The organism is Kribbella catacumbae DSM 19601 (genome assembly GCF_000372465.1).
Taxonomy (GTDB): domain Bacteria; phylum Actinomycetota; class Actinomycetes; order Propionibacteriales; family Kribbellaceae; genus Kribbella; species Kribbella catacumbae.
In genome coordinates, this window is the sequence record NZ_AQUZ01000041.1 from 19,141 (window position 1) to 45,600 (window position 26,460).

Consider the following 26,460-nt stretch of genomic DNA (forward strand, 5'->3'; position numbering starts at 1 on the left):
AGTGAGTGGCAGTGATTCCGGTTAACCTCGAACCATGCGCTCGAGCCGGCTGCTCCAGATCCTTCTGCTGCTGCAGACACGCCGTCAGCTGACCGCGCGGGAGCTGGCCGAGGAGCTCGAGGTCTCGCTGCGGACGATCTACCGCGACGTCGAGGCGCTAGCCGCGGCCGGGGTTCCCGTGTACGCCGACCAGGGTCGCGCCGGCGGGTATCGCCTGGTCGACGGCTATCGCACCAAGCTCACCGGGCTCACCGAGGGCGAGGCGGCCGCCCTGTTCCTGGTCGGGATGCCCGGACCCGCCGCGGCACTCGGGCTGACCGAGCAGACGAGTGCGGCCGAGCTGAAGCTGCTCGCCGCGCTGGCGCCAGATCAGCGCGATCGGGCCGGGCGGCTGAAGAACCGTTTCCACCTCGACATGCCCGCGTGGTACCGCGATGCCGAGGACTCGCCCTACCTGTCAGCGGTTGCGTCGGCGGTGATGGAGGATCGCCGGATCAAGGTGCTCTACCGCCGCTGGGAGGCGCCCCGCGAAGTGGAGCGGACGCTCGAACCGTACGGGCTCGTCCTGAAAAACGGCAGCTGGTACGTCGTGGCCGCGACGCCCAGCGGAGTACGGACGTATCGCGTCTCCAACATCCTGCAATTGGCGCCGACCGACGAGGTGTTCACCCGGCCCGCCGGATTCGACCTGGCCAAGCATTGGCAGGAGCATCTGGATCGCTTCGAGCAGCAGCGGTTCACCGGCGAAGCGGTGGTGCGGATCTCGGCCGACCTGGCCGGACGGCTCGCCGATCTCTCGGCATCCCTGCTGCTGAAGGCGGTCGCCGACACCGGCGCGGAACCGGCCGAGGACGGCAGCATCACGGTCGCCGTACCGATCGAGTCCGTGGGCAACGCGGCGACGCAACTGATCCGCTACGGCAAGTCGCTGGAGGTCCTGGAGCCGCCCGAACTACGCGACGAACTCAAGCGCCTGGCTGAGTCAGTTGCCGAGCTCTACGGGTGATCAGCTCATGCGGTACGGCGTACTGCGTGTTGCCGTTATACCCGGTCACGGTCGTCGCCATCGTGAGCGAGTTGAGCAACGCCTCTTCCGTGGCTTCAGTAGTTGCGTTGAAGACTTGTTTCAAGTCGTGATCTTGGATCGGCGTGGTCCGGTTGGTGCTGAATGCGATCGCGTAGTCGCCACTGCCTGGCGAGAAGTCGGAGCCCACCCGGCCCATGGCAAACACCGCACGCCGGGCGACCCTGCCGAGCTGCCGCGCGTCGAGCGGCAGATCGGTGGCGATCACGATCATGCACGAGTTCCCCTCCGGTGCCGGCTTCTCCACCGGTGGCGGGATCGGCGTACCGAGCACCGTCAACGTGCCGGAGAAGTTCGCTTGCACCAAAACTCCCACCACGCCAGCTGCTCCGCCGCTGGCCCCATCCCGACCGCCGCTCACAGCACCACCGCTGACCCCACCCCCACCGCCACCGCCGCCACCGCCACCGCCGGAGGCGACGGCGGCGGCGTTCGCGGTCGGAACCAAGCGCGATGCTGTGCCAATGCCCGCTTTGTACCCAAGAGCGACGGTGCCGGCGCCGGCGCCGGCATTGCCTTCCGCAGGAAGCTCTGCGGAGGCGGAGTCGAGGGCTGCGAAGACGTGCTCGGGTGTGATGGGACGGCTACGGATGTCGGAGAGATAGCCGTCGTTGGTCTCGCCGACCACCGGGTTGAGGCTGAGAGCGGTGGGATCGCGGTCCAGGAGCCAGGTCAGCAAGGCATCGGCCACGCGGAAGACGGAGAGCGTCCCGGTCAGCAGGATCGGCGTTTCGATGATGCCGAGCTCGTCCACCTGGGTCGATCCGACCAGCTTCCCGTAGCCGTTGCCGACAGCAACCGCCGCGGGCAGCCCAGCGGCGAAATCAGCCGGCACGATGGCGGTGACCCCGGTGTTCAGGTCCCCGCCGGCGATCGTGGTCTGCCCGACGAGGACGCCTGGTACGTCGGTGATCGCGTTCAGCCGGCCGGTCGGCAATGTGCCTGGCGCCACTCCCAAGGAACGAATTCTCACACTGGCTATTCTCAGCCAGATGGAATTGCTGCACCTCAGCGGGCGGGTCTGGCTCTACCCGCACGACCCCGACCCGGAGGCGATCCGCGCGTCGGGATCAGGTGGCCGAGAATCCGCGGCTCGGTCCGAGCTTCCGGGCCCGGGCCCTGGCGATGCCGGAGTGGGGCGGGTTCGCGGTGCTCCCGCCGCATCGGGCGTTCGAGGAGACCCTCGAGTTGGCGGGCGGAGTACAGGTCAGGCATGTGGGTGGGCGGCATGCGCCGGATTCGGCCGTGGTCGTCGTGCCGGACTCCGGGGTGATGTTGATGGGGGACTGCTACTTTCCGCCGCCGTTCCACCTGCGGGAAGAAGGTGACGAGATGGATTTCGGGATGGTGAGACGGCTGCTCGCCGAGCGGCACCGCTGGTACGTCGACTCGCATTCCGCACCGCGGGAAAGTCCGGGGAGCGAGACCTGACCGCAACCTGCCGGCGGCCGACCTCTAGGCTGGACCCGCGATGAAGACCTTTGACGAACTCTTCGCCGAGCTGGGCGAGAAGGCGCTGACCCGACCGGAGGGCTCCGGCACGGTGGCAGCGCTGGATGCCGGCGTGCACACGATCGGCAAGAAGCTGGTCGAGGAGGCCGCCGAGTCCTGGATGGCCGCCGAGCACGAAGGCAAGGAACGGGCCGCGGAGGAGCTGAGCCAGCTGCTCTACCACGCGCAGGTGATGATGCACGCGCTCGGTCTGAGCCTCGACGACGTGTACCGACATCTGTAGGAGTGCCCTGCGGACCCGGTTCACCTCTTCCCGAAAGGCCGTTTCATGCTGCGCGTCGCAGTACCCAACAAAGGCTCGCTGAGCGAGGCCGCCACCGCCATCCTGGCCGAGGCCGGCTACCGGCAGCGCCGGACCAGCAAAGACCTCTCTCTGACCGACCCCGACAACGGCGTCGAGTTCTACTACCTGCGCCCGCGCGACATCGCCGTGTACGTCGGTGAGGGCACCCTCGACGTCGGCATCTCCGGCCGCGACCTGGTGCTCGACTCGCACGCCGCCGCGGACACCATCCTGGAGCTCGGCTTCGGCGGCTCGACCTTCCGGTTCGCCGGCCGGCCGGGCGTCGCGCAGTCGGTGAAGGATCTGCAGGGCAAGCGGATCGCCACCTCCTTCGCGGGCATCCTCAGCGACCACCTGGCCGAGCACGGCGTCGAGGCGTCCGTGGTCAAGCTGGACGGCGCGGTCGAGTCCGCGGTCCAGCTCGGCGTCGCAGACGTGATCGCCGACGTCGTCGAGACCGGTACGACGCTGCGCCAGGCGGGCCTGGAGGTGTTCGGCGACGTGATCCTCAAGTCCGAGGCCGTGCTGATCCGGCGCCAGGGCGTGGAGAAGCCGAACGGGGTGGAGCAGCTCGTCCGCCGGCTGGAAGGCGTCCTGGTCGCGCGCAACTACGTGATGATGGACTACGACATCCGCGCCGAAGCCGTGGAGGCCGCGAACGCGGTCGCGCCCGGCCTGGAGTCGCCGACGGTGTCGCCGCTTCATCGGGAAGGCTGGGTCGCCGTCCGGGTGATGGTGCTCCGAGCCGACGCACAGCGGATCATGGACCAGCTCTGGGACGTCGGCGCGCGCGCCATCCTGACCACCGACATCCACGCCTGCCGGATCTGAGCCGATGGCCCCGAAGGCGTTGTGGACGTTCCATCCGTGGGCGATCGCGATGATGGCCGGCGTGATGGGACTGTCGATCGTCGCCGTCTTCGGGGTGATCTGGGTCCAGCTGTCGGCGGAGGCGCGGGACACGTTCACCTTGTTCCAGCGGCTCACGTTGCTGGCGTTCTTCGGGACCGTGCTCTATCTGCTGTACCGGATGGCGACGGTCCGCGTCACGGCGTACGAGGACAACCTGCGGGTGCGGAACGTGTTCCGGACCTATCAGTACGCCTGGGATGACGTGAAGGCGCTGCGGTTCCGCGCGGGCGATCCGTGGCTGCAACTGTTCGATGCCGAGGGCAACCGACTCGGAGTACTGGCGGTGCAGGCGTCCGAGGGAGCACGAGCGAGCCGCGCGGCGCGCGAACTTGCGGCCGTGGCTCGCTCACACGGCGCGGGCGCTAAACACTGACCCTAAAGCTCGTGGTGTGCTCGTCGCCGGGCTTCAGGACGACCAGGTCCTCGCCGCTGATGAAGGCGTCGGGCGGACAGGTCATCGGCTCGACGGCCAGGCCGGCGCGGCCGATCGCGTTCGCCGTGTAGAGCTGCATCCACTTCGTGTCGCTGACCAGCCGCGCCGAGTTCCCCGTCGCCGGGTCCGTCAGCCGGACCTCCCAGTTCTCAGGCAGGCCGGTGAACGCGTTGTCGATGTCGAGATCCTGCAGCTTCCGCGCCTGCCCGAAGTCGTACTGCGAACCGGCGACGTCGGCGAGGCCGATCGGGCTCAACCTGTCCGGCGTGACCTCGAGCCAGCTGGCGGCGGTGAACTCCAGCTCACACTCGTCGATTCGCCGGCCGACGCTGAGGTAGGGATGCGTCCCGTACCCGTACGGCGCGTCGCCCGCGCCGACGTTTGTCGCGCGGGCCGTGACGGTCAGCCCGTTGGTCGCGTCGAGCTGGTAGGTGATAGTCAGGTCCAGCTGGTGCGGGTACCCCGGCTGCCCGTGCAACCGGTGAGCGACCTCGACGAAGGACTCGTCGGTACCGTCGTCCACCCGCTCCCAGTTGGCCCAGCGGGTCAGGCCGTGGATCGCGTTGCTCCGCGGCGGCTCGGTCAGATAGAGCTGCTGGTCGACGCCCTGGAACGTGTACTTGCCATCCGTGACCCGATTCGGCCAAGGGAACAGGTGCTGCCCGATCCCGGCCCTGGCCGGCTGGTCCTCCGGATAGCCGACCAGCACCTCGCGACCGGCGTACGAGAGACCGCGCAGGCCGCCTCCTACGCTCACAACGGTGCCGGCGTACTCCCCGGCGCGAATGGTCCACTGCTCACCCGACGGCAGAACGCTCATGCGCCCTATCCTCGCCCACTACGAGGCCGAACTCGCTGCGACGTGGCAACGGTCTGTCGGCTGGGACGCCTACCGCCGGCTCGACCGGCTGGCTTCAGGAGGCGGCTGAGTCGTGGGGGAGATTGAGCGACTTGGTGACCAGCTCGGTGGCCGGGTCGTGCGGGACGACGGGGTTGCCGTCGACAACCAGGTTGGCGCGGGTGCGGGTGTTCTCGGTGGCGAAGTGGTCGCGTTCCCAGCGCATCCAGTCCAGCCAGCGGTCGCGCAGGGCCTCGCCGTCGCGATCGATGCCGCGTTCCAGGCGGATCTCGTTGGTCGTCTCGATCCAGATCTTCAGCGACTGCCAGGCGTCGGCGTCGCGGTCGCAGGAGGTGACGCCTTCGACGATCAGCAACTCGACGGTCGCCGGTACGAGATGCAGCTCGGCGTACGCGCCGGTGGTCCAGTCGTACCGGCGGTAGCGCCCTTCGCGGCCGTCGGCGAGACGGGTGAGTACGTGATCACGCAGGAGCGCGAAACCACGGACGGCACCGTCCCAGCCGTCGTACAGGTCATCCATGCGGAGCACCCGGGTGTGCAGGCCGCGCGCCTCCGCACGCGCGGCGACGCGGTCGGCCAGGGTGCTCTTCCCGGATCCGGCCGGGCCGTCGATGCTGATCAGCCGGGTCCGGCCGAGCCGGGCGGGGGCCGCCTGGACGTGGTCGAGCAGGCTGTCGATGGTCAGTGGGTCACTGGCCGAAGGGGCAGTGGTCAGGGGGTCGCTGGTCAGGCGATTAGTTGATTCCATGGCGCTTCAGGATGTCCTCGATCTCGTCGAACTCCGACGATTCCTGACCCTTCGCCGCCTTGGGGGCCTTGGCTGCCTTCGGGCGGTCCTGTTGGGTCTTGGCGGGCTTGCCGGCGCTGGCCGGAGCGGGTCCGCTGGCGGTCAGTTCACCGATCGCGTCAGCGGCCGGCCGGGTGGCGGGCTGGGGCTTGGCTGCCTTCTCCTTGCTTCCGCCGCGGCCCTTGGCCACGCCGGAGACGACGTAGAGCACGACCGAGACGCCGAACAGCGCCACGCCGGCCCACACGGTGGGGTTGAAGATCAGATGCGTGATCCAGCTACTGACGGACTTCACCACGTCCCAGAGCAGCTCGAGCAGCCCGGTCAGGTACAGCGAGACCGGGAGCAGCGACCAGGCCACGCCGCGGACGCCCGAAGCGAGTCCGCGGCGCCGCCAGGCGGCCCACGAACCGATCAGGCCGAGCAGCGTGAGGCCGACACAGAACGGCAGCAGCGTCAGATCGTTGAAGTCAGGCACATACCCAGGCTCGCACAGGTCTGCCACGAACCAAGGGGGAACAGCCCTGACACCACCCTGAAAGGGCCCCGGTCCGGGGTGCTGGACAATGGGTGGGTGCAACCGGAACGCAGGCTCGCTTTTACCGGCTTCGATGACGACGACGGGTCTGCTGACCCTGCGCTCAGCGCAGCCCTGCGGGCTCGGGATCAAGGGGCGATTCTGGCCGCGCTGACGAAGGCGCGGCTGCTGGTGCCTGTGGTGGCGATGCTGGGCGAGGTCGAGTACGACGAACGCGGGCTGGCGCACGACAAGACCTCCGACATGGCCGTCGCGCTGCTCCAGGGACAGGACGGCCGGAACGCGTTGCTGGCGTTCACGAGCACTGAGAGTCTCGCGCGCTGGAGTCCCGAGGCGAGGCCGATGCCCGCCCAGTCGCAGCTGGTCGCTACCGCCGCGATCCAGGAGGGGGCCGCCGCCATCGTCATCGACGTGGCGGGCCCGGCGCCCGCAGTACTGGAGACGGATGACGTACGCCGAATCGCCGCCGGCCTCCAGGTGGTCAGACTGGAAGACGGCGGCTATGGCTGGGTCACGACCGAGTGATCAGCCGGCCGCGTCCATCGGCTTGACGCGCATCGCGATCCGGCCGGTGATGCCGGTGACCGGGAGGACCAGGAGCAGGACGAGCACGATCCAGCCGAGCAGGACCCAGACCGGGCCGGACGGGATCGGCCAGCCGCGGGTCGCGATGGCGATCGGGAAGATGCTGAACGCTGCGGCGACCAGGCCGAGCAGGAGGACGAAGGCCGCGATCACCAGGTTCTCCAGGTAGAGCATCTTGGCGACCTGCTTGCGGGTCGAACCGGTCAGCCGCTGCAGGCCGAACTCCCGGCGCCGGTCGAGGACCGCGACGGCGATCGTGTTGATCGAGGCGATCGCGGTGTAGGCGATCGCGATCGCGGCGAGTAGGTAGCCGATCCAGGCGTCGATCCCGAGCCCGGCGTCGTACTCGGCCGACAGCAGGTCGCGGTCGCCGATGGTTGTCCCCGGCCACTTCTGCAGGTCGATCGCCTTCGGGTCCTTCGTCTTCAGCAGGATCTGCGTCGGCAGCCCGGCCGTCGTGTGCGCCGCCAACAGGGCCGAGGGCAACAAGATCGACTCGTATCCCGAAGTGCCGTCGACCAGCGCGACGATCTTCACCTTGACCAGCGCGTCGTCACCCAGCCGTACGCCGATCTGATCGCCGACTCCGACCTTCAGCTTCTTGGCCGCTCCCGGCGGCAGTGCGACTGTGTCTCCGGTCAGCTGGTCCAGTGATCCGGCGTGGACTTTCCCCTTGTAGACAGGGCCGTTCAGCCCAAGGAGCGGCCAGGGGTCGCTCGTGTGCGTGGTGTCGTACGGCTCCTCGATCCAGCCCTTGCTCCGGACCAACTCCGATGCCGCGGTCACTCCGCTCGTACTGCGAACCTGGTCGAACAGCCCGGCCGGAATGCCACCCACATCACTCGTGATGACGGCGTCCGCGGACAGGTTGTCCGTGTAGGCCTCGACCGCGGCCTTCTGCTGCGTGGTCTGCGAGTAGATGTTGCCAAGGGCAATCGACGTTGCCAGCGTGATCGGTACCAGGATCGCCGCGAACTGCACGGCCCGGACCCTCAGGTTGATCGCGGCCAGCACGCCGTTGGTGCCGGCCCGTCGCTCGAGGAAGGCGGTGATGCGGGTGGTGAGCATCGTGCGGATCATCAACGGGCCGAGGACGGCGACCGCGATCGAACCGGTGAGCACTGCCGGCCCACCGATCGCGGCGGCGTTCGTGGGGCTCATGAAGATCGTGGAGACGCCGATTCCGACCGTGGCCACGGCGAACACCGCTCCGATGATCAGCCGGATCCTGCCGATCACCACGGGCGGTACTGCGGCTTCTGTCAACGCCTGGATCGGTCTGATCCGGGCCGCGCGTCCGGCGGCGAAACCGACCGTCAGGCGCAGAATCACCAACGTCAGCAGGGCAGCGCCGACGAACGGCAGCGGACCTTGGTCGAAGCGCAGAGCCGGCGGCACGATCCCGTTGCCGGTCAGCATCCCGAAGATCCAGCCGCCCATCGTGCGGCCCAGGAGCAGCCCGGCGGCCAGCGCGATGATCGCGACCAGCATCGTCTCGGCGACGACCATCTTGTGCACCTGGCCCGGTGTCGCGCCGCTGGCCCGCAGTAGCGCGAGCTCCCGGCGGCGTTGCCGGACAGACAGCCCGATGGTCGCGGACACGACCAGCGCCATCACCACCGCGACCATGCCGCCGAAGACGCCCGACAGGATGATCAGCGGCAGACTCGTCGCGATCCCGGCGAACTCGGCCGCGCCCCGATCGTCACCGGTCAGCGCCGAGACGCCGTCGGGGAGTTCGAGCCGCTTGGCGAGGTCGCGCGCCGTAGTACCGGGCGTTGGGAAGACGCCGATTGCGTCGACTCGGGTGGGAGTGTCGGCGGCGGAGAAGAACACGGACGGTACGTCGACCTTGTGCTCGGGTGAGGCCACGCCGGCTAGGACGAACTCGCGTTGGATGCCGCTGACGATCACGTTGATCTTGTCGCCGGGTTTGGCGCTGCCGGCCAGGCGGTTGTCGAGGACAACTTGGCCCGCGGCGGGCGCAGTACCGGCTGTGAGGTTGTAGGGGGTGAGCTCGGCTGATGCCCAGCCATGGCCGCCGACCCCCTCCGCCTTCCTTCCATTGCTTTCGCCGACCCCCTTCGCCTTCCTTCCCTTGCTTTCCTTTCCTTCCTTGCTTTGGGCAACTACTGCGGGAAAGGAGACATCGGGGATTGCTTTCGCGACGCCCGGAATACTGGCTAGCTTGGCGACGAGTGCGGGGTCGACACCGCGGCGTTCTGGGTACGCGACGGAGCCGGAACCGTTCGGAGGGTGGTAGGCGGGGCGGCCGGTCACGATGATCGGTGCGGCGTCGAGGCGTTGTGGCGAGACGTTCAGGCGCAGCCCGGTCTCGAGCAGGCCGCCGGCGGCCGACATCAGTGAGCTGCCGAGCAGGACGGCGACGAAGATCGCCAGGAACGCCGCGGTACGGAAGCGCAGGCTGGACAGTGCCAGGCGGATCATGTCGTCACCTTCAGTCGGGACAGCTTGGCGAGTTCCGCCGCGACGCTCTCGGCGGTCGGCGCGGGGGACTCAGAGACGATCTGGCTGTCGACCAGGAAGACGACGTTGTCGGCGTACGAGGCGGCGACCGGGTCATGGGTGACCATCACGGTCGTCTGCCCGGAGGCCCGCGACTGGTCGCGCAGGAGAGCCAGGACTTCGAGCGCGGTCTGCGTGTCCAGCGCTCCGGTCGGCTCGTCCGCGAAGGTGATCGCGGCCGATCCGGCCAGGGCGCGGGCGATCGCGACGCGCTGTTGCTGGCCGCCCGACAGTTCGCTCGGGCGGTGCTTGGTGCGCTCGGCCAGACCTACGCGCTGGATCACCTCGGCCACCCAGGCCTGGTCCGGCGTGCGGCCCGCCAAGGTCAACGGCAGAACGATGTTCTGCTGCACGGTCAGCGCCGGCATTAGGTTGAACGCCTGGAAGACGAAGGCAACGTGGTCGCGGCGGAGCTCGGTCAACTGGGTCTCGTTCAGGCCTTGCAGCGGTTTGCCGACCAGGTGCACCTGACCCGAGGTGGGCTCGTCCAGCCCGGCGGCACAGTGCAGCAGCGTGCTCTTGCCGGAGCCGGACGGGCCCATCACCGCGGTGAAGGTGCCTTGCTGGAAGGAGTGGCTGACCCCTCCCAGCGCGGTGACCGCGCTGGGGCCGGAGCCGTAGACCTTCTGGACGTCGGTCAACTGGACGGGCGCGCTCATCGGACAACCGTCGGGTCCAGCTGGGACCGGCGGTGGTAGGACTCGTGCGTCCACCAGAGGATGCCGACGCCGAGGCCGAGGCCGATGTCCGACCAGAGCCACCACGGCCAGTCGAGGTTGCCGAAGACGGCGAGCAGGAACCAGACCATGAACTGGATCACGCAGACTGCCAGCCAGCCGACTGAAGCGATCCGGAGCGCGAGGGTCAGCCCGCTCGGCGGTACTGCGTCGTGCAGGCCGGCGAGGACCTCGCGCAGGTCGCCGCGGCGGTGAGACTCGTTGAGCAGCCGGTGCCGGTTGGCTGCGTCCTGGGCGAACAACACTCCCTGCCGGGCCGCGCTCTCGATCTTGGCGTGGGCGGCTTGCTTGTCGGAGTAGCTGAGCTGCTGCTCGTCCGGGGAGATCAGCGGGCCGAGGGTGGTGTTCAGGGTGTTCATGATGGGGGTTCCTTTTTCTCCTGTGGCCCGCTTGGTCGCGGTGCCTGACGAGAAACAGCGTATGGATTGAACAGTTTCATCTTGGAGGGTCCTGGAGCCCGTTTCGGGGGTGGGGCTAGGTCCACCGGCCGCGGGGTGGCAGGTCTTCCTGCTTCCGGCGGTCGAGTGGGGAAGGATGGGGGCATGAGTGACGAGCCGGCGCAGCTACCGCCCGGGCTCGCGCTGTCCTGGGGCGTCCAGCCCGTCCAGCGGCGCGGGCCCAAACCCGCGCTCACGGTGGAGCAGATCGTGGCCACCGGCATCGAGTTCGGCGACAGCCAGGGCTTCGAGGCGATCTCACTGCAGAGGATCGCGGCGCACCTCGGCGTCACAACCAATGCGATGTACCGCTACGTCAGCTCGAAGGACGAACTGATCGTGCTGGTCGCCGAAAAGGCCTGGGGGCGCGCACCGGAGTACATCGCGGCTGCTCCCGGGTGGCGGGCGGGTGCCGCGGCGTGGGTCAAGGCCCAGGTCGACCGGTACGCCGAACGCCCGTGGCTGCTCGACGTGCCCATTCGCGGGGCGCCGATGACGCCCAACCTGTTGCACTGGACGGAAACGATCCTGCGAGTGATGACGCCGACCGGCCTGAGCCAGCACGACGCCCTCGGCTGCGCGGTGCTCTTGGACGGCTCCGCCCGCACCTACGCAAACCTGGCCCGCCAACTAGCGGCGAGCGACCAGGCCCCGGTCGAGTCAGCGGCAGTCAGCGCGTTCCTCCTCCCGCGGTTGCAATCGGCAGGCTATGACCAGTTGGTCGCTCTTTACACGAACCACCAAGACACCCTCGACGACGACCTCGACTTCGGCCTGGACCGAATCCTCGACGGCATCCAAGCCCTCATCGACCGCCGCACCCCTTAGCTGGCCGGACACCTCACCGCGCCCAGCTTGCGAGGGATGGGGAGAGCCGTTCCGGTACTCCGTTTGGGCGGCTGGCCGCTAGCCGGCTATCCGACCGATAGCGGGCTACAGAGCCTGTTGGGAAATGGGTCTGGGGTTCGCGTTGTGTCCCGATCGACAGGAAGTAGTGCCGGTTCTGCGGTCGGCCGCGGTCTGCGTGAGCGTGGCGCGCGGCCGAACGGTCGACTACTTCCTGTCGGTCGGGACACAATCGGCCGCTGGCGAGCCAATTCGCACAGGCTCTACGGGCGGTTAGTCGTCCAGTAACCGGCTAGTCGTCCAGCAAGGCGGCAGCGGGTTGGTGGGTTTGGGGTGGGGTCGAGGTGAGGGGCGTCAGGAGGGGAGCGTGATCCGGACTGGGCCGGTGGTTCGGGCTTCGACCCAGGCGCGGTGGAAGGGGCTGCCGGGTGCGAGTTCGGCGCGGCGGGCGGGGTCGGTGCGGGGGTTGATCGGTGCTTTGAGTGTGGTGGCCGATTGAGGCGTGATGCCGGTGGAGCGGATGTCGGCGATCACGTCGGCGAGGGCCTGGGCGGCGGGTTTGCGTTGGTGGTCGACGGTGAAGAGGCCGAGGTCGTACTCGCGGTCGGGGAAGTCGAGGAGCCGTCGGTCGATGTCATGTGAGGACCACCAGGTGATGCCCCAGAGCGCGGGGTTGTGCACGACCACCTCGACCGTACGCCGGGTGAACTCCGCCTGCAGGTCGACCGGGATATCCGGCCCCGGTACGCCGATCTCCTGCAGCCATACAGGTCGTGAACTATCCAGCGAAGTCGCGGCCGCCAGCTCGACCAAGTAGTCGGCGTGCGTCAGCGTCGCCGGACCGAGCGGGCCGTCCACCCGTGAGACCCCGTTGAAAACCCACGAGTGGACGGTGCTCAGATCACCCAGGTCGACGACATCGGCCGGGTGGAACGGGTGGTCGGGCTTATACCAGGCGTCGTCGAACACCGAATGCAGCGCGAGTACGTCGGGCGCGGCTTTTTTCAGCGTGAGTAACAAGTCGTGAGCCCAGCGGCTGGAGGCCTCCGGGGTCGTCGAGCTGTCCGGCCAGAGGTTGTTCACCTCGTTCCCGAGGGTGATGGCGAAGACGTTGGGTTTGGTGGCCACGGCGCGCGCCACCGCGTCGACGTACGCCGTCAGGCCGTCGCGGACGATCTCGCTCTCGAACAGGCTGCTGCGGTGCCAGGTGAGTACCCACGAGGGCAGGAAGTCGAAGCTCGACAGGTGCCCCTGGATCAGGTCGACCGCCACCGTCAGGTCGTGCTCGGCGGCGGCGTCGATCAGGTCGATCAGGTCGCCGATCGCGCCCTCGCGGATGATCGCCCGGTTCGGCTGGATCCAGGGCCAGATCGGGAACACCCGGACATGGTCCAGGCCGAGCCCGGCCAGGTCGGCGAAGTCCCGGCGAACCGCCACCGGGTCGTAGTCGAGCCAGCTGTAGAACCACCCCTGGGAGGGCACGTAGTTCGCGCCGAACCGGGGCGTGGCGGGATCCGAGAGCATGAAAAGGATACTAAAACGGTTTAGCCCAATCCGCCAGTTGGCCCAATAGACACCACTTGCAAGCGAGGTCGCGACGGGGTGGCGTGCGGGCTGGGAGGGAAGCGTGCCGGGGCGAGTGGTGGCCGGGGAAGGAGAGGTGTGCCGACGGGGTGGTGGCCGGGAAGGCGAGGTGAGGCGGGGAGGTATGCAGGGCTGGGATGGCGGGGGTGGGGCGGGTTGGTCAGGGGGTGGGTGGGGCGGTGGATTCGCGGACTGTGAGGACTGGGTCCGCGGTTCGGAGGTTGATCACCTTGGTGGGTTCGGCGATCACCTCGAGGAGTACTTCGGCGGCTTGGCGGCCGAACTCGAAGGTGTCTCGGGACAGTGCGGTCAGTGCCGGGTGCATCAACTGGGTCAGGATCGAGTCGTCGAACGCGACGATCGACAGGTCACCCGGTACCGAGACGCCCATCTCCATCGCGACGCCCAGCCCGGCCACCGCCATCACGTCGCTGTCGTAGACGATCGCGGTCGGCCGGTTCGCCTGGGAGAGCAGTTTGCGCGTGGTGGCAGCACCTTCGGCATCGCTGAAATCGGTGGTCAGCGACGGCGCGTCGAGCAGCCCCAGCCGGGGTACGGCGTCGCGGACCGCGCGGATCCGGCGCTGGGTGTGCTGGAAGTTCGGCGTACCGGCGACGTGCGCGATCCGGCGATGGCCGAGCGCGGCCAGGTAGTCCACGATCGAGAGCATCGCGTCGCGATCGTCGGCCCAGACGGAGGCGAGCGCTCCCTTTCCGCCGCGGCCGCCGATCACGACCGCGGGCAGTTCGAGTGCCCGGAGTGCCTCGATCCGCGGGTCCTTCACGGTCAGGTCGACCAGGATCACGCCGTCCACGCGATGCTCGGAGGTCCAGCGCCGGTACACCTCGATCTCGGCGTCGGTGTCCTCGACGATCAGCAACTGCAGCGAGATCGAGCGGGCGGAAAGGCCGGACTGCAGGCCCGAGACGAGGTGCGCGAAGAACGGCTCGACGCCGAGAGTGCGGGCCGGCCGGGCGATCACCAGGCCGACGGAGTCGACCCGGGAGGCGCCCAGTGCGCGGGCCGCGCTGTGTGGTCGCCAGCTCATCTGTTCGGCGATCTGCAGGATCCTGGCCCGGGTCGCGTCACTCACCCCGGGCCGCCCGTTCAGTGCGAACGAGACAGCGCCCTTCGAGACGCCCGCCTTGTCAGCGATGTCTGCGATGGTCGGTCGCGCCATCTCGCCCTCCTGGTGTTGTTGTCCCCTTGACAGCGGATTCTACGATGTGGATAGTGCAGGAGCTATACCGGTTTATCACTTCAGGAGAATCCCCATGCGTAGTCGTCGTCTGACCGGGGTGGCAGCTCTTGCCGTCGCGGCCCTCACTCTCGCTGGTTGTGGCCTCGGCTCCTCTGACGACACGTCGTCGGGCAGCAAGCCGACCGTGGACGCCAATGCCCAGGTGACCGGCGAGGTGAGCTTCCAGACCTGGGCGCTGAAGCCTAAGTTCACGACTTATGTGGAAGGCGTGATCAAGGCCTTCGAGGCGAAGTACCCGGGAACCAAGGTGACCTGGCTGGACCAGCCCGGTGACGGCTACGACAAGAAGGTGCTGAGCCAGGCGTCCGCCGGCCAGCTGCCCGACGTGGTCAACCTGCCGCCGGACTTCGCGCTGCCGCTGGCCAAGCAGAGCATGCTGCTCGACGTCGGTGCCGCCGACCCGAAGATCGCCGAGGAGTACGTCGAGGGCGGCGTACAGGCGTACCAGTACCAGGGCCAGACCGGCACCTTCGGCTACCCGTGGTACCTGAACACCGACATCGACTACTGGAACGCGACCAAGTTCGCCGCGGTCGGCCTGGATGCGAAGAACCCGCCGAAGACCTTCGACGAGCTGCTCGCGGCCGCCAAGGTGATGCACGACAAGTCGGGCGGCAAGGAGTACATGATGAGCCGCCTGCCCGGCATCGGCGACCTCACCAACGCCGGCGTCAAGGTGCTGTCCGACGACGGCAAGACCTTCACCTTCAACACCCCCGAGGCCGAGGCGCTGCTGGACAAGTACGCCGCCGCCTACAAGGCCGGCTACCTGCCGCGCGACATCCTGACCCAGCAGTACCTGGGCAACTCCAAGCTCTTCACCCAGAACAAGGTCGCCTGGACCACCGGCGGCGGCAACGCGCTCGGGGACTTCGTCAAGGACAACCCGTCGCTGAAGGGCAAGGTCGTCCCGTCGCCCGCGCTGGACACCCCGCCGTTGTACGTGCAGGGCCTGTCGGTGTCGGCCAAGACCAAGAACCAGGCGGCCGCGATCGCGCTCGCGCGGTTCGTCACCAACGCCGAGAACCAGGCCGCGTTCGCGAAGATCGTCAACATCTTCCCGTCCACCAAGGCTTCCGCGACCGACCCGTACTTCTCCAAGAGCGACGGTACGCCGGAGTCCGACGCCAAGGTGCTCGCGTTCGAGTCGCTGGCCAAGGCGAAGGTGCTGCAGCCGCCGGTGATCAGCGGGGCCACCAACGACTTCATCAACCAGCAGATCTCGCTCGCGATCTCCGGCAAGGTGACGTCCAAGCAGGCCCTCGACGCCGCGGTGGCCAAGGCCAACCAGCTGCTCGCCTCCTGATCGATGCGCTACCACCGCTGGTTCACGCCGTGGGTGCTGGTGATCCCGGCACTCACCTGGTTGCTGGTGTTCAACCTCTGGCCGTCGATCAACACCGTCATCTTGTCGTTCACCAACGCCAAGCCGATCGGCGGCGGCACCTTCGTCGGGCTGAAGAACTTCGAGGCCCTGCTGCACGACGAGCAGTTGCGCTGGGCGCTGCTCAACAGCGTCATCTACATGGTGGTCTGCCTGCCGTTCCTGACCATCCTGCCGCTGCTGCTCGCCGTGCTGGTGGAGAAGAAGCTGCCCGGGATCACCTTCTTCCGGACCGCCTTCTACACCCCGGTGGTCGCCTCGGCAGTGGTGGTGGCGCTGATCTGGCAGTGGATCCTGGACGATCGAGGCCTGGTCAACGGCCTCGCCGAGAAGCTCGGCGTGATCTCCGGGCCGCTGCCGTTCCTCAGTGACCAGTGGCTTTTGTTGTTCAGCGCGATCAGTCTGACGATCTGGAAGGGGCTCGGGTACTACATGATCATCTACCTGGCCGCCCTCGGGAACGTTGGCCGTGAGCTGCACGAAGCCGCAGCGGTCGACGGCGCGTCGGCGTACCGCCGGTTCGTCCACATCACCATCCCCGGTGTCCGGGGAACGATGATCCTGATCTCGATCCTGATCTCGGTGTCGGCCCTGCGGGTCTTCTCCGAGCTGTTCATCCTCAGCGGTGGGAAGGGTGGCCCGGGTGGCCGCGACAACTCGGTGGTGATGCTCATCCAGCAATACAGCCAGGGCTTCGAGGGCAACCTCGGCTACGCGTCCGCGCTGTCGATCGTGCTGTTCTTCGTCACCGTCGTGCCGATGCTGTTGCTGGCCAGGATGAACCGGAAGGCGGCGGACGCATGACCGTTGTGACTGACCCCGCGCGCCCGGTCGCAGTACCGGAGGCTTCTGGTACTGCGCCGCCGCGGCGGAAGCGGGGGACGTTCGGGTTCAACTCGTTGTCGCCGACGGAGAAGGTGGTCCGGTACCTGCTGCTGGTGTTCGTCCTGCTCATCACGATCGGGCCTTTCCTGTGGCAGTTGTCCACCTCGCTGAAGGGTTCGGGGGAGGACATCTACACCCGGATCCCGCGGTTGTTGCCGTCCCAGCCGACCTTGTCCCACTACGGCGAGGTGGCCGACACCATCCCGGTCTGGGACTACATGCGCAACTCGCTGCAGGTCGCCGTACTGGTTGTCGGAGGCAACATCATCGGGTCGTCGCTGGCCGGGTTCGCGTTGTCCCGGCTGGAGTTCCGGTTCCGGCGGATCGTGCTCGGCCTGTTCCTGGCGACACTGGTGCTGCCCGGTGAGGTGACGATCATTTCGCAGTACGTGACTGTGCGGGAGCTCGGGCTGGCGAACACGCTGTTCGGCGTCGCGCTGCCTGGCATGATCGGCGCGCTGAACGTGCTGCTGATGTACAACGCGTTCCGGTCGCTGCCGGTCGAGGTGGACCAGGCGGCCGTGGTCGACGGCGCGAACGTGTGGCAACGGTTCATCCACATCGGCCTGCCGTCGGTGCGCGGGACGCTCAGCGTGGTGGCGATCTTCGCCTTCATCGGCGCCTGGGACGACTTCCTCTGGCCGCTGATCGTGCTGACCGATCCGGACAAGTACACGTTGACCGTCGGGCTGCAGTACCTGTCCGGCACCTTCAGCAACGATCCCCGGCTGATCGCCGCCGGCACGATGATCGCGTTCATCCCGATCGTGATCGTGTTCGCGACGTTGCAGCGCTTCTTCTTCAAAGGCGTGGAGGAGGGCGCCGTCAAGGGATAGCTGGACCGCCGCAATCCGCCCATTGCAGGTTTGGTTTCGAAGGAGTCCCCATGATGTTGCGTAAGGCAATGAGTTTCGCTGCCGCTTTGGTTCTCGGGGCGGCAGTACTCCCGGCCGGGTTTGCTGAGGCCGGTACCACGGCTGACAGCAAGCGGGTCGTCGTCTACTACCAGACGCAGTACCTCAACGGTGCTTACGTTTCGCCGAAGGCGCTGACCGACAACACCACCGGCGTCACCAACGTACTGGTCGGCGCGATCCACCTCGACCCGGATGTGGTGCACCTCAACGACGACCCGCCGGAGGCGCCGAAGTTCACCCAGATGTGGGCCGACCTGCACGCGATGCAGGCGGCCGGCGTCAAGGTGTCGGCGTTCGTCGGTGGCGCCGCGCAGGGTAGTTTTCAGCGACTCGACACGGAGTTCGACAAGTACTATCCGCGGTTGAAGAATCTCGTCACGACGTACGGGCTGGACGGCCTCGACCTGGACGTCGAGGAGACCATGTCGCAGGCCGGCATCAACCGGCTGATCGACCAGCTCACGACGGACTTCGGTACCGGCTTCATCATCACGCTCGCGCCGGTCGCGACCGCGCTGAGCGGCGGCGGCAACCTGTCCGGCTTCAACTACGAGACGCTCGAGCGGGATCGTGGCGCGAAGATCGACTGGTACAACGCGCAGTTCTACTGCGGCTGGGGCTCGATGGCGAACACCACCGGGTACGACAACATCATCAACCGCGGCGTGTTCACGCCGTCGAAGGTCGTCGCGGGAGTGGTGACCAACTCGGCCAACTGCGGCGGGTACGTCGCACTGCCGACGCTGAAGAACACCCTCGCGGCGCTGGTCGCGAAGTACCCGACCTTCGGTGGCGTCGACGGTTGGGAGTACTTCAACTCAGACCCGGGCGGTACTGCGGCGCCGTGGCAGTGGGCGCGGGAGATGACGGCGGCTATGTCTGGCGGCTCTGGTGGGCCGGCCAACTTGGCTTTGAACAAGCCGGCTACTGGGTCTGCGGCCTGCACATCGACCGAAGGGCCGGCGAAGGCTGTCAATGGCAGTGTGTCGGGTGGCAACGCGGACAAGTTCTGCTCGCTTGCTTCGTCGAAGTGGTTGCAGGTTGATCTGGGGTCGTCGCGGGGGCTTGGGTCCGTGGAGGTCTCGCATGCGGCGGCGGGCGGGGAGTCGGCGTCGTACAACACGCGCGGCTTCACGGTGCAGACGTCGGCGGACGGGAGCACGTGGACTACGCGAGCCACCGTCACTAGCAACACGGCAGCGGTTACTACGCACGCGGTCGCCGGTGTCTCGGCCCGCTACGTCCGGCTCAACATCACGGGCCCGACCCAAGGCTCGGATCCGGCAGCCCGCATCTACGAGCTGAAGGTCTTCGCCTGACCTGAGCACCCGGTACTGCGCCCGCAGCGCGCCTCCTACGTCGGCCGCTCGAGGCCCCGGTGTCGCCGCTGCTCCGGCGCGGCTCAGCAGAGGCAGCGGTGCGCGGTCGAACACTTGGCAGTCCTGGATTGCTGGGGGTCGCCGTTCGCGGCGGGTGTGGTGGCTCGAACACCCTCTGGCGACCTCGGACACGCAACTCCTTGTCCGTAGTCGCCGGATGATTCCGATGACACCACTCCTGCCCTGAAGCGAGGGAGTATCAGCCTCGCCGGCTGGCGAGTTTTTAGACCGCTGGCGGGTGGCAGAGCCTGTTGGGAAATAGGTCTGGGGTTCGCGTTGTGTCCCGACCGACAGGAAGTAGTGCCGGTTCTGCGGCCGGCCGCGGCCTGCGTGAGCGTGGCGCGCGGCCGAACGGTCGACTACTTCCTGTCGGTCGGAACACAATCGGCCGCTGGCGAGCCAATTCGCAACAGGCTCGGCAGGCTTCTTCGCGGGCTCACGCTGAAGCCCGCCAGCGGCGGTCGGAGTACGGGTCGTCGGTGCAAGCGGAGGAGGTTTGAGTGTCTGGAACTGCTGCGCGCTACCTGTACCTCGCCAGGCATGGCGAGGCGTTGCCGGATCAGAGTGGGCTGACAGCGAGGGGTCGTAGGCAGGCGCACCTGCTAGGTCGGCGGCTTCGCGACGTCGCCTTCTCGACGGTTCACCACAGCCCACTGCCTCGGGCAGTGCAGACCGCCGGGCTGATAGGTGAGCAACTGACGAACGATGTCCCGCTGGCGGTCTCGGAGCTGGCGGGCGACTACGTTCCGCAGGTACCGAAGAAGGACGACTTGCCAGCCGAGTCTGCCGACTTCCTGTTCCGCTTCCTCGAGCAATGCACAGCTGAGGAACTCGCAGAAGGACCCGTACTGGGCCGCCAAGCGCTGGTGCGCTTCACCGGTCCGGTGGACGGTGCTGAAGACCGGCACGAGCTGGTCGTGACCCACAACTTCCTGATCGGCTGGCTCGTCCGGCACGCCATGGATGCACCGAGATGGCGCTGGCTCAGCCTCAACCACTGCAACGCCGCGCTGACCGTACTTCGATACGCACCGGGCCGGCCCTCGTCGATCCTGCTCTACAACGACATGCGACACCTACCAGCCGACCTGCGCTGGACAGGCTTCCCTGCCGAGCTACAGATCTGAGGAGTAAGGCATAGCCCATCCGTGACCGCAGCAGCCCACGACCGCGGCGTGAAGGATTATTGCCACGGAGCGGCAAGAATCCTTCACGGCCTGCGGTGGGTCAGCGGCGGGAGGCAGCTGGGTGTACCTCGCCTGTGTATTTCTCGCCGGGGCCTGTGCCGGGTTCGTCCGGGATGGTCGAGGCTTCCTTGAAGGCGAGTTGGAGGGAGCGGAGGCCGTCGCGCAAAGGCGCCGCGTGATGGTGCCCCAGCGACGGGGCGGAGGCGTCGAGGAGGCCGGCCAACGCGTCGATCAGGGAGCGGGCTTCGTCGAGGTCCTTGTGGTCGGGGAGGTCTTCGGCCAGGCCCAGGTTGACCGCGGCGGCGCTCATCAGGTGGAGGGCGGCGGTTGAGATGATCTCCACGCTCGGGACCTCGGCGATGTCGCGGGACGCGGTCGACAGCGGGTCCACCCGGAGCTGCTCGGTGCCGCCAGAGGAAGGGGCCGGGGAAGGGGCCGGGGAAGGCGGAGTGGAGACTGGGTCGCTCATGGTGTTACTGTTGCACGGCGACCGACCTGGTCTGATGGTGGCCCCTGAGCGGAATACTCGAGGGACGCCAGCGGTTCAGGTCTAAGCGGAGGGCCACCTCCCACCCAGCTGATGCACAGTCGGCGGGTCCCCGGTCACGTCGAGGTGATCCGGCTCAGGCCGGAGTACCGAGGCGAATCGTACGGCGTACCCGGTGACGGGAGCGCCGTCGATCTGGGAATTGGGCCTTCGTGTGGACGCACGAGGGCCTTTCGTCATTTCCGGCAACGGACAGGACGCGATCCCTCAAGCGTTGACAAGGTGGCACCAGTAAACGAACAACCCAGGAGGACCCATCACCATTGAACTGCGCGTCAACGAGCGCATCCGCGTTCCTGAGGTGCGTCTGGTCGGACCGAACGGTGAGCAGGTAGGCATCGTCCGGATCGAGGATGCACTTCGGTTGGCACAGGAAGCCGATCTCGACCTGGTCGAGGTTGCGGCCACGGCACGCCCGCCGGTCTGCAAGCTGATGGATTTCGGCAAGTACAAGTACGAGACCGCGCAGAAGGCGCGCGAGTCACGCCGGAACCAGACCAACACCGTCATCAAAGAGATGAAGCTGCGGCCGAAGATCGATCCGCACGACTACGAGACCAAAAAGGGTCACGTCGTCCGCTTCCTGCGTGCCGGTGACAAAGTCAAGATCACCATCATGTTCCGCGGTCGTGAGCAGTCCCGCCCCGAGCTGGGGTTCCGGCTGCTGCAGCGGCTGGCCGAGGACGTCAGCGAGCTCGGCTTCGTCGAGTCGTCGCCGCGTCAGGACGGCCGGAACATGATCATGGTGCTCGGACCGCACAAGAAGAAGTCCGAGGCGCGCGTGGACGTGGAAGCCGAGAAGGCCAAGAAGCAGGCTGAGCACGAGGCCGAGCAGGAGGCCGAGCGGCTGGAGCGTGCTGAGCAGCTCAAGCAGCACGAGGCCGAGCGCGCCGCCGGGGCAACGAAGAAGCCGAAGGGTCCGGCAGACAACCTCGATCCGGAGTGACGTGTCGCTCCGGCCGCCGGGTTGTCGTCAGTAGCCGGAGCAGTCACCAGATCGAGTCAACGAAGAAAACCAGGAGCACATAGCCATGCCGAAGATGAAGACCCACTCGGGGATGAAGAAGCGTATCCGGATCACGGGCTCGGGCAAGCTGCGTCGCGAGCAGACCGGCAAGCGCCACCTCGCCGAGGCGAAGTCGACCAAGCGCAAGCGCCGCCTGTCCGGCACGGTCGAGGTCGCCCCGTCGCACGTGAAGAAGGCCAAGAAGCTCCTCGGCATCTGAGCTTTCCCACCCCCGAACACCCCCCGCCGGGTGGACCACCTTCTCCGGCGCAGAAATACAAGGAGTAACACCTCATGGCACGCGTGAAGCGGGCAGTCAACGCCCACAAGAAGCGTCGCGTCGTCCTCGAGCAGGCCAGCGGTTACCGCGGCCAGCGCTCGAGGCTGTACCGCAAGGCCAAGGAGCAGGTCACCCACTCGCTCGTCTACGCCTACCGGGACCGCAAGGCGCGCAAGGGCGACTTCCGCAAGCTGTGGATCCAGCGGATCAACGCCGCGGCTCGCGCCGAAGGCCTGACCTACAACCGTCTCATCCAGGGTCTTCGCCTGGCCGAGATCGAGGTCGACCGCAAGATCCTCGCCGACCTGGCGGTCAACGACCCCAAGGCGTTCTCGGCGCTGCTCGCGCTGGCGAAGGCGGCCCTGCCGGCCGACGTGAACGCCAAGAGCGACGCCGCGGCCTGAGCCGCAGCGTTCCTCCGAGAGCACCCCGATAGCACCCGAAGTGGCGAGCCCAGGTCTGCTGACCGCACAGTCCGTGCGGATCAAGCAGGCCCGTAGGCTCGCCACTCGTGCGTTCCGGCGCAAGTCCGGCCGCTTCCTGGCCGAGGGCCCGCAGGCGGTCCGCGAGGCACTCGAACACCGCGAGCTGGTCGTCGAGGTGTACGCCGAGCCCGACGTCGCCACCCGGCACCGGGACCTGCGCGATCTCGCCCAGCTCGCCGACGTCCCGTGGTACGACGTGAACCGCGCCGCGATCGAGGCGCTGAGTGAGACAGTCACCTCGCAAGGCGTCGTCGCCGTCTGCCAACTGGTCGACGTACCTCTGGATGAGGCCGTACTGCGTACCGCGCGGCTGGTCGCCGTCGGAGTCCAGGTGCGCGACCCCGGCAACGTCGGAACCTTGATCCGTACTGCGGACGCGGCCGGCGCGGATGCCGTCGTACTGTCGGCCGAATCGGTCGACCCGCACAACCCGAAGGCCGTCCGCGCCAGCGTCGGCAGCCTTTTCCACCTGCCGATCACGGTCGAGGCCGACGTCGTGACGGCCGCCAAGTCGTGGCGTGAGCAGGGGCTTCAGGTCCTCGCCGCCGACGGCTACGGCAGCTCGGATCTGGATGAGTGCATCGAAGACGGCACCCTGGCGAAGCCGTCCGTCTGGCTGTTCGGCAACGAGGCGCACGGTCTGCCCGACGGCTTCGACGCGATCGTCGACCGCTCGGTGAAGGTCCCGATCTACGGCCGCGCCGAGTCGCTCAACCTCGCCACCGCCGCCGCGATCTGCCTGTACGCATCCGCCCGCGCCCAGCGCCAGTGACAGGGCTGCCCTTCGAGGTCCCGGGGCAGTTCTGGCGAGGGAATCTGCATACGCATTCGGACCTCTCCGATGGAGCGCTGTCGCCGGATGAGACCGCGCGGGTGCATCGGGAGGCCGGCTACGACTTCGTGGCGATCACCGACCACTTCCGGCCGGAGTACGGGTTCCCGGTCACGGACACGCGGGTGTTGCGGTCGGAGGGATTCACCATGCTGATCGGCGCCGAGTTGCACGCGCCGCGCACCGAGGCGGGCCACGCCTGGCACATCGTGGCGGTTGGTCTGCCGCTGGATTTCGAGCCGCCGGGGGAGGCGGAGACGGGACCTGAGCTCGCGCACCGGGCCCGGGCCGCGGGGGCGTTCGTCGGCATGGCCCATCCGTCGGCCTCACTGCTGACGGCAGTCGATGCGGAGAGTCTGGACGCGGCCCACTCGGTCGAGGTCTACAACGCGCTCGCCGACCGGGAGAACCGTGGCGACAGCTGGCACCTCACCGACGTCCTGCTGAGCCGCGGTCACCGACTCACGACGTACGCCGCCGACGACGCGCATCTGCAACCCCAGGACCCGCCTCCGTGCCAGGCATGGGTCCAGGTTCGCGCAGAGGCGCTCGAACCGGACGCACTTCTGACCGCGCTGAAGGCCGGCCACTTCTACTCGAGCACCGGCCCCGAGTTGTACGACGTACGGATCGAAGGCGACGGGGTGGTGGTTCGCTGCTCACCTTCGACGAAGGTCCTGCTGAGCGGCGGCCATCCCGGCGCAGAGGTTGCCCAGGGCATCGATCTGACCGAGTGCTCGCTCCCACTGGCCCTCCTCCGCGGCGCCCACTGCCGCATCACGATCGAGGACGCTACCGGCGGCCGCGCGTGGACCAACCCGATCCACCTGCCACCTGCGAATGGCTGAGGCTATTTCCTGGCCTTGACCTTGGCCTCCAGGCCGTCGAGGAGGGCGTCCAGGCCGAAGGCGAAGGACTCGTTGGTCATCGCGTTGAGGTCGCGGTCCGTCCGCCGGCGCAGCGACTCCTCCATCTCGGGCTGGTCCGCGATGTTCACGCGGGCCATCTCCATGACCTCGCTAGTCCACTCCTCGAGCGACTGGCCGGCCTTGCGTACCGTCGTACGGACGGCGACCTCGGCGCTTGCGGAGCCGATCACGAACGACATCACCGAGCTCATCGCGTAGTCGACGTCGCGGTCGGCGAACCCGGCGGCGCGGAACAAGACGATTCCGCGTGAGCCGAGCGACATCGCGTTCGGGCCGATGCTGGGCCGGTTGTAGATGACGTCGGGCAACCACGCGTGCCGCAGGATGGTCGCCCGCAGGCTGTGCGCGAACAGCGTCGCCCCGGCGCGCCAGCCGGCCAGCTCAGGCTCCGGTACGTCGACCTCGTGGTAGATCTCGTCGATCACCAGGTCGATCAGGTCGTCCTTGGTCTGCACGTGCCAGTACAGGCTGGTCGCTCCGGAGTCGAGCTTGGCGGCGAGCTTGCGCATGCTCAGCCCGGCCAGGCCCTCGGAGTCGAGCAGCTCAATCGTGGTTCGCACGATCTGAGTCCGGCTGAGGGTCTCCCGCGCGGGTGCGGCCGGCCGGGTCCGGGTCCAGATCGAATCCATGGCTCCATCCTAGCTCGACTCGCACACTGTACGAGTTTGTCGTACAGTGTGCGAGTGACTAGTACACCGTTCGAGTCCCCCGCGACCGGCCATCCGCGACGCTGGTGGATTCTCCTGATCCTGTGCCTGAGCCTGATGGTGCTCGTCGTCGACAACACCGTGCTCAACCTGGCGATCCCGTCGCTGATGCGCGACCTGGGCGCGACGCCGGCGGACATCCAGTGGGTGATCGACGCCTACATCCTGGTGTTCGAGGGCCTGTTGCTGACGGCCGGCAGCCTGTCCGACCGGTTCGGCCGGCGGAAGATGCTGCTGCTCGGGCTGGTGCTCTTCGGCGCGGCCTCGCTGCTCGCCACGTTGGCCGAGACTCCATGGCAGCTGATCGTCTGCCGCGCCCTGATGGGTGTCGGCGGATCGCTGCTGATGCCGAGCACGCTCTCGCTGCTGTTCACCGTTTTCCCGCCCGAGGAGCAGCGCAAGGCGATGGCCGGCTGGTCGATGGTGGCGATGGTCGGAGTCGTGGCCGGTCCGACGATCGGCGGCGTGCTGCTCAACCACTTCTGGTGGGGTTCGATCTTCTGGCTCAATGTGCCGATCGCGATCCTGGCGATCGTCGGCACGCTCGCGCTGATCCCCGAGTCGCGCGGTCCGGCCCGCCCGGTCGACCCGGCCGGCGCGGTGCTCTCGATCATCGGCATGGGCGCGGTGGTCTGGGCGATCATCTCGATCCCGGCCGACGGGCTCGGCTCGGCGAAGGTGCTCGGCGGGCTGGCGGTCGGCGTACTGGGGCTGGTCGGGTTCGCGCTGTGGGAGAAGCGGAGCGCGCATCCGATGGTGCCGCTCGAGCTGTTCCGCGACCGCAACTTCAGCGGTACGAGCTTCTCGATCGTGCTGCTGTCCTTCACGGCCGGCGGATTGCTGCTCGCGCTTACGCAGTACTTGCAGTTTGTGCTGGGCTACAGCCCGCTGAAGGCCGGCCTCGCGCTGATCCCGTACGCCGTTGCCGCGACGGTCTTCAACGGTCTTGGGGCAACGCTGGGCAAGAAGTTGGCGGATCGCACGCTGATCGTGATCGGGCTGGCGGTCATCGCCGGGAGCTTCGGCATCCTGTCGCAGGTCTCCGAGTCGTCGGGGTACGGGCTGCTGATCGTTGGGTTGCTGGTGATGGGGGTTGGCGGCGGGTTGGCCGGGCCAGCGGCGTACACGCTGCTCATGCAGGCGGTACCGGCGGAGCATCGTGGGGTTGGGTCGGCGATGAACGACACGGTGCAGCAGGCTGGCGCGGCTCTGTCGGTCGCAGTACTGGGCAGCGTGTTGGCGGCGGCGTACTCGTCGTCGCTGCCGGACTCGGTTCCGGAGGCGGCGCGGGATTCGATCGCTAGCACGCTTGCTCTTGGGTCTGACTTCTTCCCAGCCGCGCGCTCTGCCTTCACGGATGCGATGTCGATCGCGATGACAGTCGGCCTGATCGGTGCCGCTGCCGGCGCGGTGGTCGCGCTCTTGGTCCTGCCACGCAAGGCCGCTGAATCCCAACCGGCCGACGCCGACGAGAGCGAGCAAGGCGTGTCGGCGTAGAAGATCTCCCCGTGGAGAGGCGGGGCCGGTGGACCGGTGCG

General features: G+C 67.7%; 29 protein-coding genes. 18 read left to right on the forward strand and 11 right to left on the reverse strand.

The genetic code is table 11. The annotated features are described in order from the left end of the window. Positions 1-34 precede the first annotated feature (34 nt). Positions 35-1,006 carry a helix-turn-helix transcriptional regulator gene (locus A3ES_RS0132205; protein ID WP_020390970.1) on the forward strand — a complete coding sequence of 324 codons (972 nt, stop codon included), beginning with the start codon at positions 35-37 and terminating at the stop codon, positions 1,004-1,006. On the opposite strand, the gene A3ES_RS0132210 is transcribed toward A3ES_RS0132205, so the two are convergent. Further along, the gene (locus tag A3ES_RS0132210; protein WP_026163400.1) at positions 966-2,057 is read right to left on the reverse strand and encodes a P1 family peptidase; all 1,092 of its coding nucleotides are present in this window, start codon (positions 2,055-2,057) and stop codon (positions 966-968) included. The genes A3ES_RS0132205 and A3ES_RS0132210 overlap by 41 nt on opposite strands. 101 nt (positions 2,058-2,158) lie before the next feature. Between A3ES_RS0132210 and A3ES_RS49185 the strand changes: the two genes are divergently transcribed. Genes A3ES_RS49185 through A3ES_RS0132230 form a run of 4 tightly spaced genes read left to right on the forward strand, consistent with a single transcriptional unit; the run spans position 2,159 to position 4,164 of the window. Next, a complete protein-coding gene (locus tag A3ES_RS49185) occupies positions 2,159-2,515 on the forward strand; it encodes an MBL fold metallo-hydrolase (RefSeq protein WP_020390972.1) in 357 nt (118 codons plus the stop codon). Positions 2,516-2,555: 40 nt separating this feature from the next. Further along, on the forward strand, positions 2,556-2,819 hold the full coding sequence (locus A3ES_RS0132220; protein WP_020390973.1) for a phosphoribosyl-ATP diphosphatase: 264 nt from the start codon (positions 2,556-2,558) through the stop codon (positions 2,817-2,819). A gap of 45 nt (positions 2,820-2,864) precedes the next feature. Next, positions 2,865-3,710: an ATP phosphoribosyltransferase gene (gene hisG, locus A3ES_RS0132225; RefSeq protein WP_020390974.1), complete on the forward strand. Its 846-nt coding sequence runs from the start codon at positions 2,865-2,867 to the stop codon at positions 3,708-3,710. Between the two features lie 4 nt (positions 3,711-3,714). Continuing rightward, positions 3,715-4,164: a PH domain-containing protein gene (locus A3ES_RS0132230; RefSeq protein WP_020390975.1), complete on the forward strand. Its 450-nt coding sequence runs from the start codon at positions 3,715-3,717 to the stop codon at positions 4,162-4,164. On the opposite strand, the gene A3ES_RS0132235 is transcribed toward A3ES_RS0132230, so the two are convergent. From A3ES_RS0132235 to A3ES_RS0132245, 3 genes are all read right to left on the reverse strand, one after another. After that, positions 4,154-5,044 carry an aldose 1-epimerase family protein gene (locus A3ES_RS0132235; protein ID WP_020390976.1) on the reverse strand — a complete coding sequence of 297 codons (891 nt, stop codon included), beginning with the start codon at positions 5,042-5,044 and terminating at the stop codon, positions 4,154-4,156. The genes A3ES_RS0132230 and A3ES_RS0132235 overlap by 11 nt on opposite strands. Positions 5,045-5,138: 94 nt before the next feature. Beyond that, entirely contained in the window at positions 5,139-5,831 is a 693-nt protein-coding gene (locus A3ES_RS0132240; protein WP_020390977.1) for a uridine kinase family protein, read from the reverse strand. After that, on the reverse strand, positions 5,818-6,348 hold the full coding sequence (locus A3ES_RS0132245; RefSeq protein WP_020390978.1) for a hypothetical protein: 531 nt from the start codon (positions 6,346-6,348) through the stop codon (positions 5,818-5,820). The genes A3ES_RS0132240 and A3ES_RS0132245 overlap by 14 nt, the downstream gene beginning before the upstream one ends. Positions 6,349-6,444: 96 nt before the next feature. On the opposite strand from A3ES_RS0132245, the gene A3ES_RS0132250 reads away from it, so the two are divergent. Then, on the forward strand, positions 6,445-6,933 hold the full coding sequence (locus A3ES_RS0132250; RefSeq protein WP_040456100.1) for an SseB family protein: 489 nt from the start codon (positions 6,445-6,447) through the stop codon (positions 6,931-6,933). On the opposite strand, the gene A3ES_RS0132255 is transcribed toward A3ES_RS0132250, so the two are convergent. From A3ES_RS0132255 to A3ES_RS0132265, 3 genes are read right to left on the reverse strand one after another with little or no spacing between them, the layout of a single operon-like run. Continuing rightward, the gene (locus A3ES_RS0132255) at positions 6,934-9,441 is read right to left on the reverse strand and encodes an ABC transporter permease (protein WP_020390980.1); all 2,508 of its coding nucleotides are present in this window, start codon (positions 9,439-9,441) and stop codon (positions 6,934-6,936) included. Continuing rightward, entirely contained in the window at positions 9,438-10,178 is a 741-nt protein-coding gene (locus tag A3ES_RS0132260) for an ABC transporter ATP-binding protein (protein ID WP_020390981.1), read from the reverse strand. The genes A3ES_RS0132255 and A3ES_RS0132260 overlap by 4 nt, the downstream gene beginning before the upstream one ends. Beyond that, on the reverse strand, positions 10,175-10,615 hold the full coding sequence (locus A3ES_RS0132265; protein ID WP_020390982.1) for a hypothetical protein: 441 nt from the start codon (positions 10,613-10,615) through the stop codon (positions 10,175-10,177). The genes A3ES_RS0132260 and A3ES_RS0132265 overlap by 4 nt, the downstream gene beginning before the upstream one ends. 183 nt (positions 10,616-10,798) lie before the next feature. On the opposite strand from A3ES_RS0132265, the gene A3ES_RS0132270 reads away from it, so the two are divergent. After that, the gene (locus tag A3ES_RS0132270) at positions 10,799-11,521 is read left to right on the forward strand and encodes a TetR/AcrR family transcriptional regulator (protein WP_020390983.1); all 723 of its coding nucleotides are present in this window, start codon (positions 10,799-10,801) and stop codon (positions 11,519-11,521) included. Between the two features lie 372 nt (positions 11,522-11,893). Here the strand turns inward: A3ES_RS0132270 and A3ES_RS0132275 are convergent, their stop codons facing one another. Together A3ES_RS0132275 and A3ES_RS0132280 are read right to left on the reverse strand one after the other, a co-directional pair. Then, positions 11,894-13,063 carry a glycoside hydrolase 5 family protein gene (locus A3ES_RS0132275; RefSeq protein WP_020390984.1) on the reverse strand — a complete coding sequence of 390 codons (1,170 nt, stop codon included), beginning with the start codon at positions 13,061-13,063 and terminating at the stop codon, positions 11,894-11,896. 220 nt (positions 13,064-13,283) lie between these two features. Continuing rightward, a complete protein-coding gene (locus tag A3ES_RS0132280) occupies positions 13,284-14,303 on the reverse strand; it encodes a LacI family DNA-binding transcriptional regulator (protein WP_020390985.1) in 1,020 nt (339 codons plus the stop codon). A 94-nt stretch (positions 14,304-14,397) separates the two neighbouring features. Between A3ES_RS0132280 and A3ES_RS0132285 the strand changes: the two genes are divergently transcribed. The 5 genes from A3ES_RS0132285 (at position 14,398) to A3ES_RS0132310 (ending at position 20,076) form a co-directional block, all read left to right on the forward strand. After that, positions 14,398-15,690, forward strand: a complete 1,293-nt coding sequence (locus tag A3ES_RS0132285; RefSeq protein ID WP_026163402.1) for an ABC transporter substrate-binding protein — start codon at positions 14,398-14,400, stop codon at positions 15,688-15,690. A 3-nt stretch (positions 15,691-15,693) separates the two neighbouring features. Beyond that, complete coding sequence (locus tag A3ES_RS0132290) at positions 15,694-16,572, forward strand: carbohydrate ABC transporter permease (RefSeq protein ID WP_020390987.1); 879 nt, start codon at positions 15,694-15,696, stop codon at positions 16,570-16,572. Next, entirely contained in the window at positions 16,569-17,489 is a 921-nt protein-coding gene (locus A3ES_RS0132295) for a carbohydrate ABC transporter permease (protein WP_020390988.1), read from the forward strand. Before A3ES_RS0132290 ends, A3ES_RS0132295 begins: the two co-directional genes overlap by 4 nt. Before the next feature lie 50 nt (positions 17,490-17,539). Beyond that, complete coding sequence (locus A3ES_RS49190) at positions 17,540-18,889, forward strand: galactose-binding domain-containing protein (RefSeq protein ID WP_237745122.1); 1,350 nt, start codon at positions 17,540-17,542, stop codon at positions 18,887-18,889. A 560-nt stretch (positions 18,890-19,449) separates the two neighbouring features. Further along, positions 19,450-20,076 carry a histidine phosphatase family protein gene (locus A3ES_RS0132310; protein ID WP_026163403.1) on the forward strand — a complete coding sequence of 209 codons (627 nt, stop codon included), beginning with the start codon at positions 19,450-19,452 and terminating at the stop codon, positions 20,074-20,076. 100 nt (positions 20,077-20,176) lie between these two features. Here the strand turns inward: A3ES_RS0132310 and A3ES_RS0132315 are convergent, their stop codons facing one another. Further along, positions 20,177-20,605 (reverse strand): DUF1844 domain-containing protein, encoded by a 429-nt coding sequence (locus A3ES_RS0132315; protein ID WP_026163404.1) that lies wholly within the window; start codon positions 20,603-20,605, stop codon positions 20,177-20,179. A 334-nt stretch (positions 20,606-20,939) separates the two neighbouring features. Between A3ES_RS0132315 and infC the strand changes: the two genes are divergently transcribed. The 5 genes from infC (at position 20,940) to A3ES_RS0132340 (ending at position 24,134) form a co-directional block, all read left to right on the forward strand. Then, positions 20,940-21,629, forward strand: a complete 690-nt coding sequence (gene infC, locus A3ES_RS0132320) for a translation initiation factor IF-3 (protein ID WP_083933859.1) — start codon at positions 20,940-20,942, stop codon at positions 21,627-21,629. An 85-nt stretch (positions 21,630-21,714) separates the two neighbouring features. After that, positions 21,715-21,909 carry a 50S ribosomal protein L35 gene (rpmI, locus tag A3ES_RS0132325; RefSeq protein WP_020390993.1) on the forward strand — a complete coding sequence of 65 codons (195 nt, stop codon included), beginning with the start codon at positions 21,715-21,717 and terminating at the stop codon, positions 21,907-21,909. A 74-nt stretch (positions 21,910-21,983) separates the two neighbouring features. Then, positions 21,984-22,373, forward strand: coding sequence for a 50S ribosomal protein L20 (gene rplT / locus A3ES_RS0132330; protein ID WP_020390994.1), 390 nt, complete (start codon positions 21,984-21,986; stop codon positions 22,371-22,373). Between the two features lie 40 nt (positions 22,374-22,413). Further along, entirely contained in the window at positions 22,414-23,226 is an 813-nt protein-coding gene (locus tag A3ES_RS0132335) for a TrmH family RNA methyltransferase (protein ID WP_020390995.1), read from the forward strand. Further along, positions 23,223-24,134: a CehA/McbA family metallohydrolase gene (locus tag A3ES_RS0132340; protein WP_040456088.1), complete on the forward strand. Its 912-nt coding sequence runs from the start codon at positions 23,223-23,225 to the stop codon at positions 24,132-24,134. Before A3ES_RS0132335 ends, A3ES_RS0132340 begins: the two co-directional genes overlap by 4 nt. Positions 24,135-24,136: 2 nt before the next feature. Here the strand turns inward: A3ES_RS0132340 and A3ES_RS0132345 are convergent, their stop codons facing one another. Beyond that, the gene (locus A3ES_RS0132345) at positions 24,137-24,844 is read right to left on the reverse strand and encodes a TetR/AcrR family transcriptional regulator C-terminal domain-containing protein (protein ID WP_020390997.1); all 708 of its coding nucleotides are present in this window, start codon (positions 24,842-24,844) and stop codon (positions 24,137-24,139) included. A gap of 54 nt (positions 24,845-24,898) precedes the next feature. Between A3ES_RS0132345 and A3ES_RS49195 the strand changes: the two genes are divergently transcribed. After that, on the forward strand, positions 24,899-26,419 hold the full coding sequence (locus A3ES_RS49195) for an MFS transporter (protein ID WP_237745123.1): 1,521 nt from the start codon (positions 24,899-24,901) through the stop codon (positions 26,417-26,419). The last annotated feature ends 41 nt before the right edge of the window (positions 26,420-26,460 follow it).

Excerpts from the sequence above, each read along its gene's own strand:
- A3ES_RS0132230 (WP_020390975.1), top strand. The coding sequence starts at position 3,715 with ATGGCCCCGAAGGCGTTGTGGACGTTCCATCCGTGGGCGATCGCGATG.
- A3ES_RS0132345 (WP_020390997.1), bottom strand. The coding sequence starts at position 24,844 with ATGGATTCGATCTGGACCCGGACCCGGCCGGCCGCACCCGCGCGGGAG.
- A3ES_RS0132290 (WP_020390987.1), top strand. The coding sequence starts at position 15,694 with ATGCGCTACCACCGCTGGTTCACGCCGTGGGTGCTGGTGATCCCGGCA.
- A3ES_RS49190 (WP_237745122.1), top strand. The coding sequence starts at position 17,540 with ATGATGTTGCGTAAGGCAATGAGTTTCGCTGCCGCTTTGGTTCTCGGG.
- A3ES_RS0132295 (WP_020390988.1), top strand. The coding sequence starts at position 16,569 with ATGACCGTTGTGACTGACCCCGCGCGCCCGGTCGCAGTACCGGAGGCT.
- rpmI (WP_020390993.1), top strand. The coding sequence starts at position 21,715 with ATGCCGAAGATGAAGACCCACTCGGGGATGAAGAAGCGTATCCGGATC.
- A3ES_RS0132280 (WP_020390985.1), bottom strand. The coding sequence starts at position 14,303 with ATGGCGCGACCGACCATCGCAGACATCGCTGACAAGGCGGGCGTCTCG.
- A3ES_RS0132205 (WP_020390970.1), top strand. The coding sequence starts at position 35 with ATGCGCTCGAGCCGGCTGCTCCAGATCCTTCTGCTGCTGCAGACACGC.
- A3ES_RS0132275 (WP_020390984.1), bottom strand. The coding sequence starts at position 13,063 with ATGCTCTCGGATCCCGCCACGCCCCGGTTCGGCGCGAACTACGTGCCC.
- A3ES_RS0132235 (WP_020390976.1), bottom strand. The coding sequence starts at position 5,044 with ATGAGCGTTCTGCCGTCGGGTGAGCAGTGGACCATTCGCGCCGGGGAG.
- A3ES_RS0132285 (WP_026163402.1), top strand. The coding sequence starts at position 14,398 with ATGCGTAGTCGTCGTCTGACCGGGGTGGCAGCTCTTGCCGTCGCGGCC.
- A3ES_RS0132240 (WP_020390977.1), bottom strand. The coding sequence starts at position 5,831 with ATGGAATCAACTAATCGCCTGACCAGCGACCCCCTGACCACTGCCCCT.
- rplT (WP_020390994.1), top strand. The coding sequence starts at position 21,984 with ATGGCACGCGTGAAGCGGGCAGTCAACGCCCACAAGAAGCGTCGCGTC.
- hisG (WP_020390974.1), top strand. The coding sequence starts at position 2,865 with ATGCTGCGCGTCGCAGTACCCAACAAAGGCTCGCTGAGCGAGGCCGCC.
- A3ES_RS0132260 (WP_020390981.1), bottom strand. The coding sequence starts at position 10,178 with ATGAGCGCGCCCGTCCAGTTGACCGACGTCCAGAAGGTCTACGGCTCC.
- A3ES_RS0132270 (WP_020390983.1), top strand. The coding sequence starts at position 10,799 with ATGAGTGACGAGCCGGCGCAGCTACCGCCCGGGCTCGCGCTGTCCTGG.
- A3ES_RS0132220 (WP_020390973.1), top strand. The coding sequence starts at position 2,556 with ATGAAGACCTTTGACGAACTCTTCGCCGAGCTGGGCGAGAAGGCGCTG.
- A3ES_RS0132265 (WP_020390982.1), bottom strand. The coding sequence starts at position 10,615 with ATGAACACCCTGAACACCACCCTCGGCCCGCTGATCTCCCCGGACGAG.
- A3ES_RS0132315 (WP_026163404.1), bottom strand. The coding sequence starts at position 20,605 with ATGAGCGACCCAGTCTCCACTCCGCCTTCCCCGGCCCCTTCCCCGGCC.
- A3ES_RS0132255 (WP_020390980.1), bottom strand. The coding sequence starts at position 9,441 with ATGATCCGCCTGGCACTGTCCAGCCTGCGCTTCCGTACCGCGGCGTTC.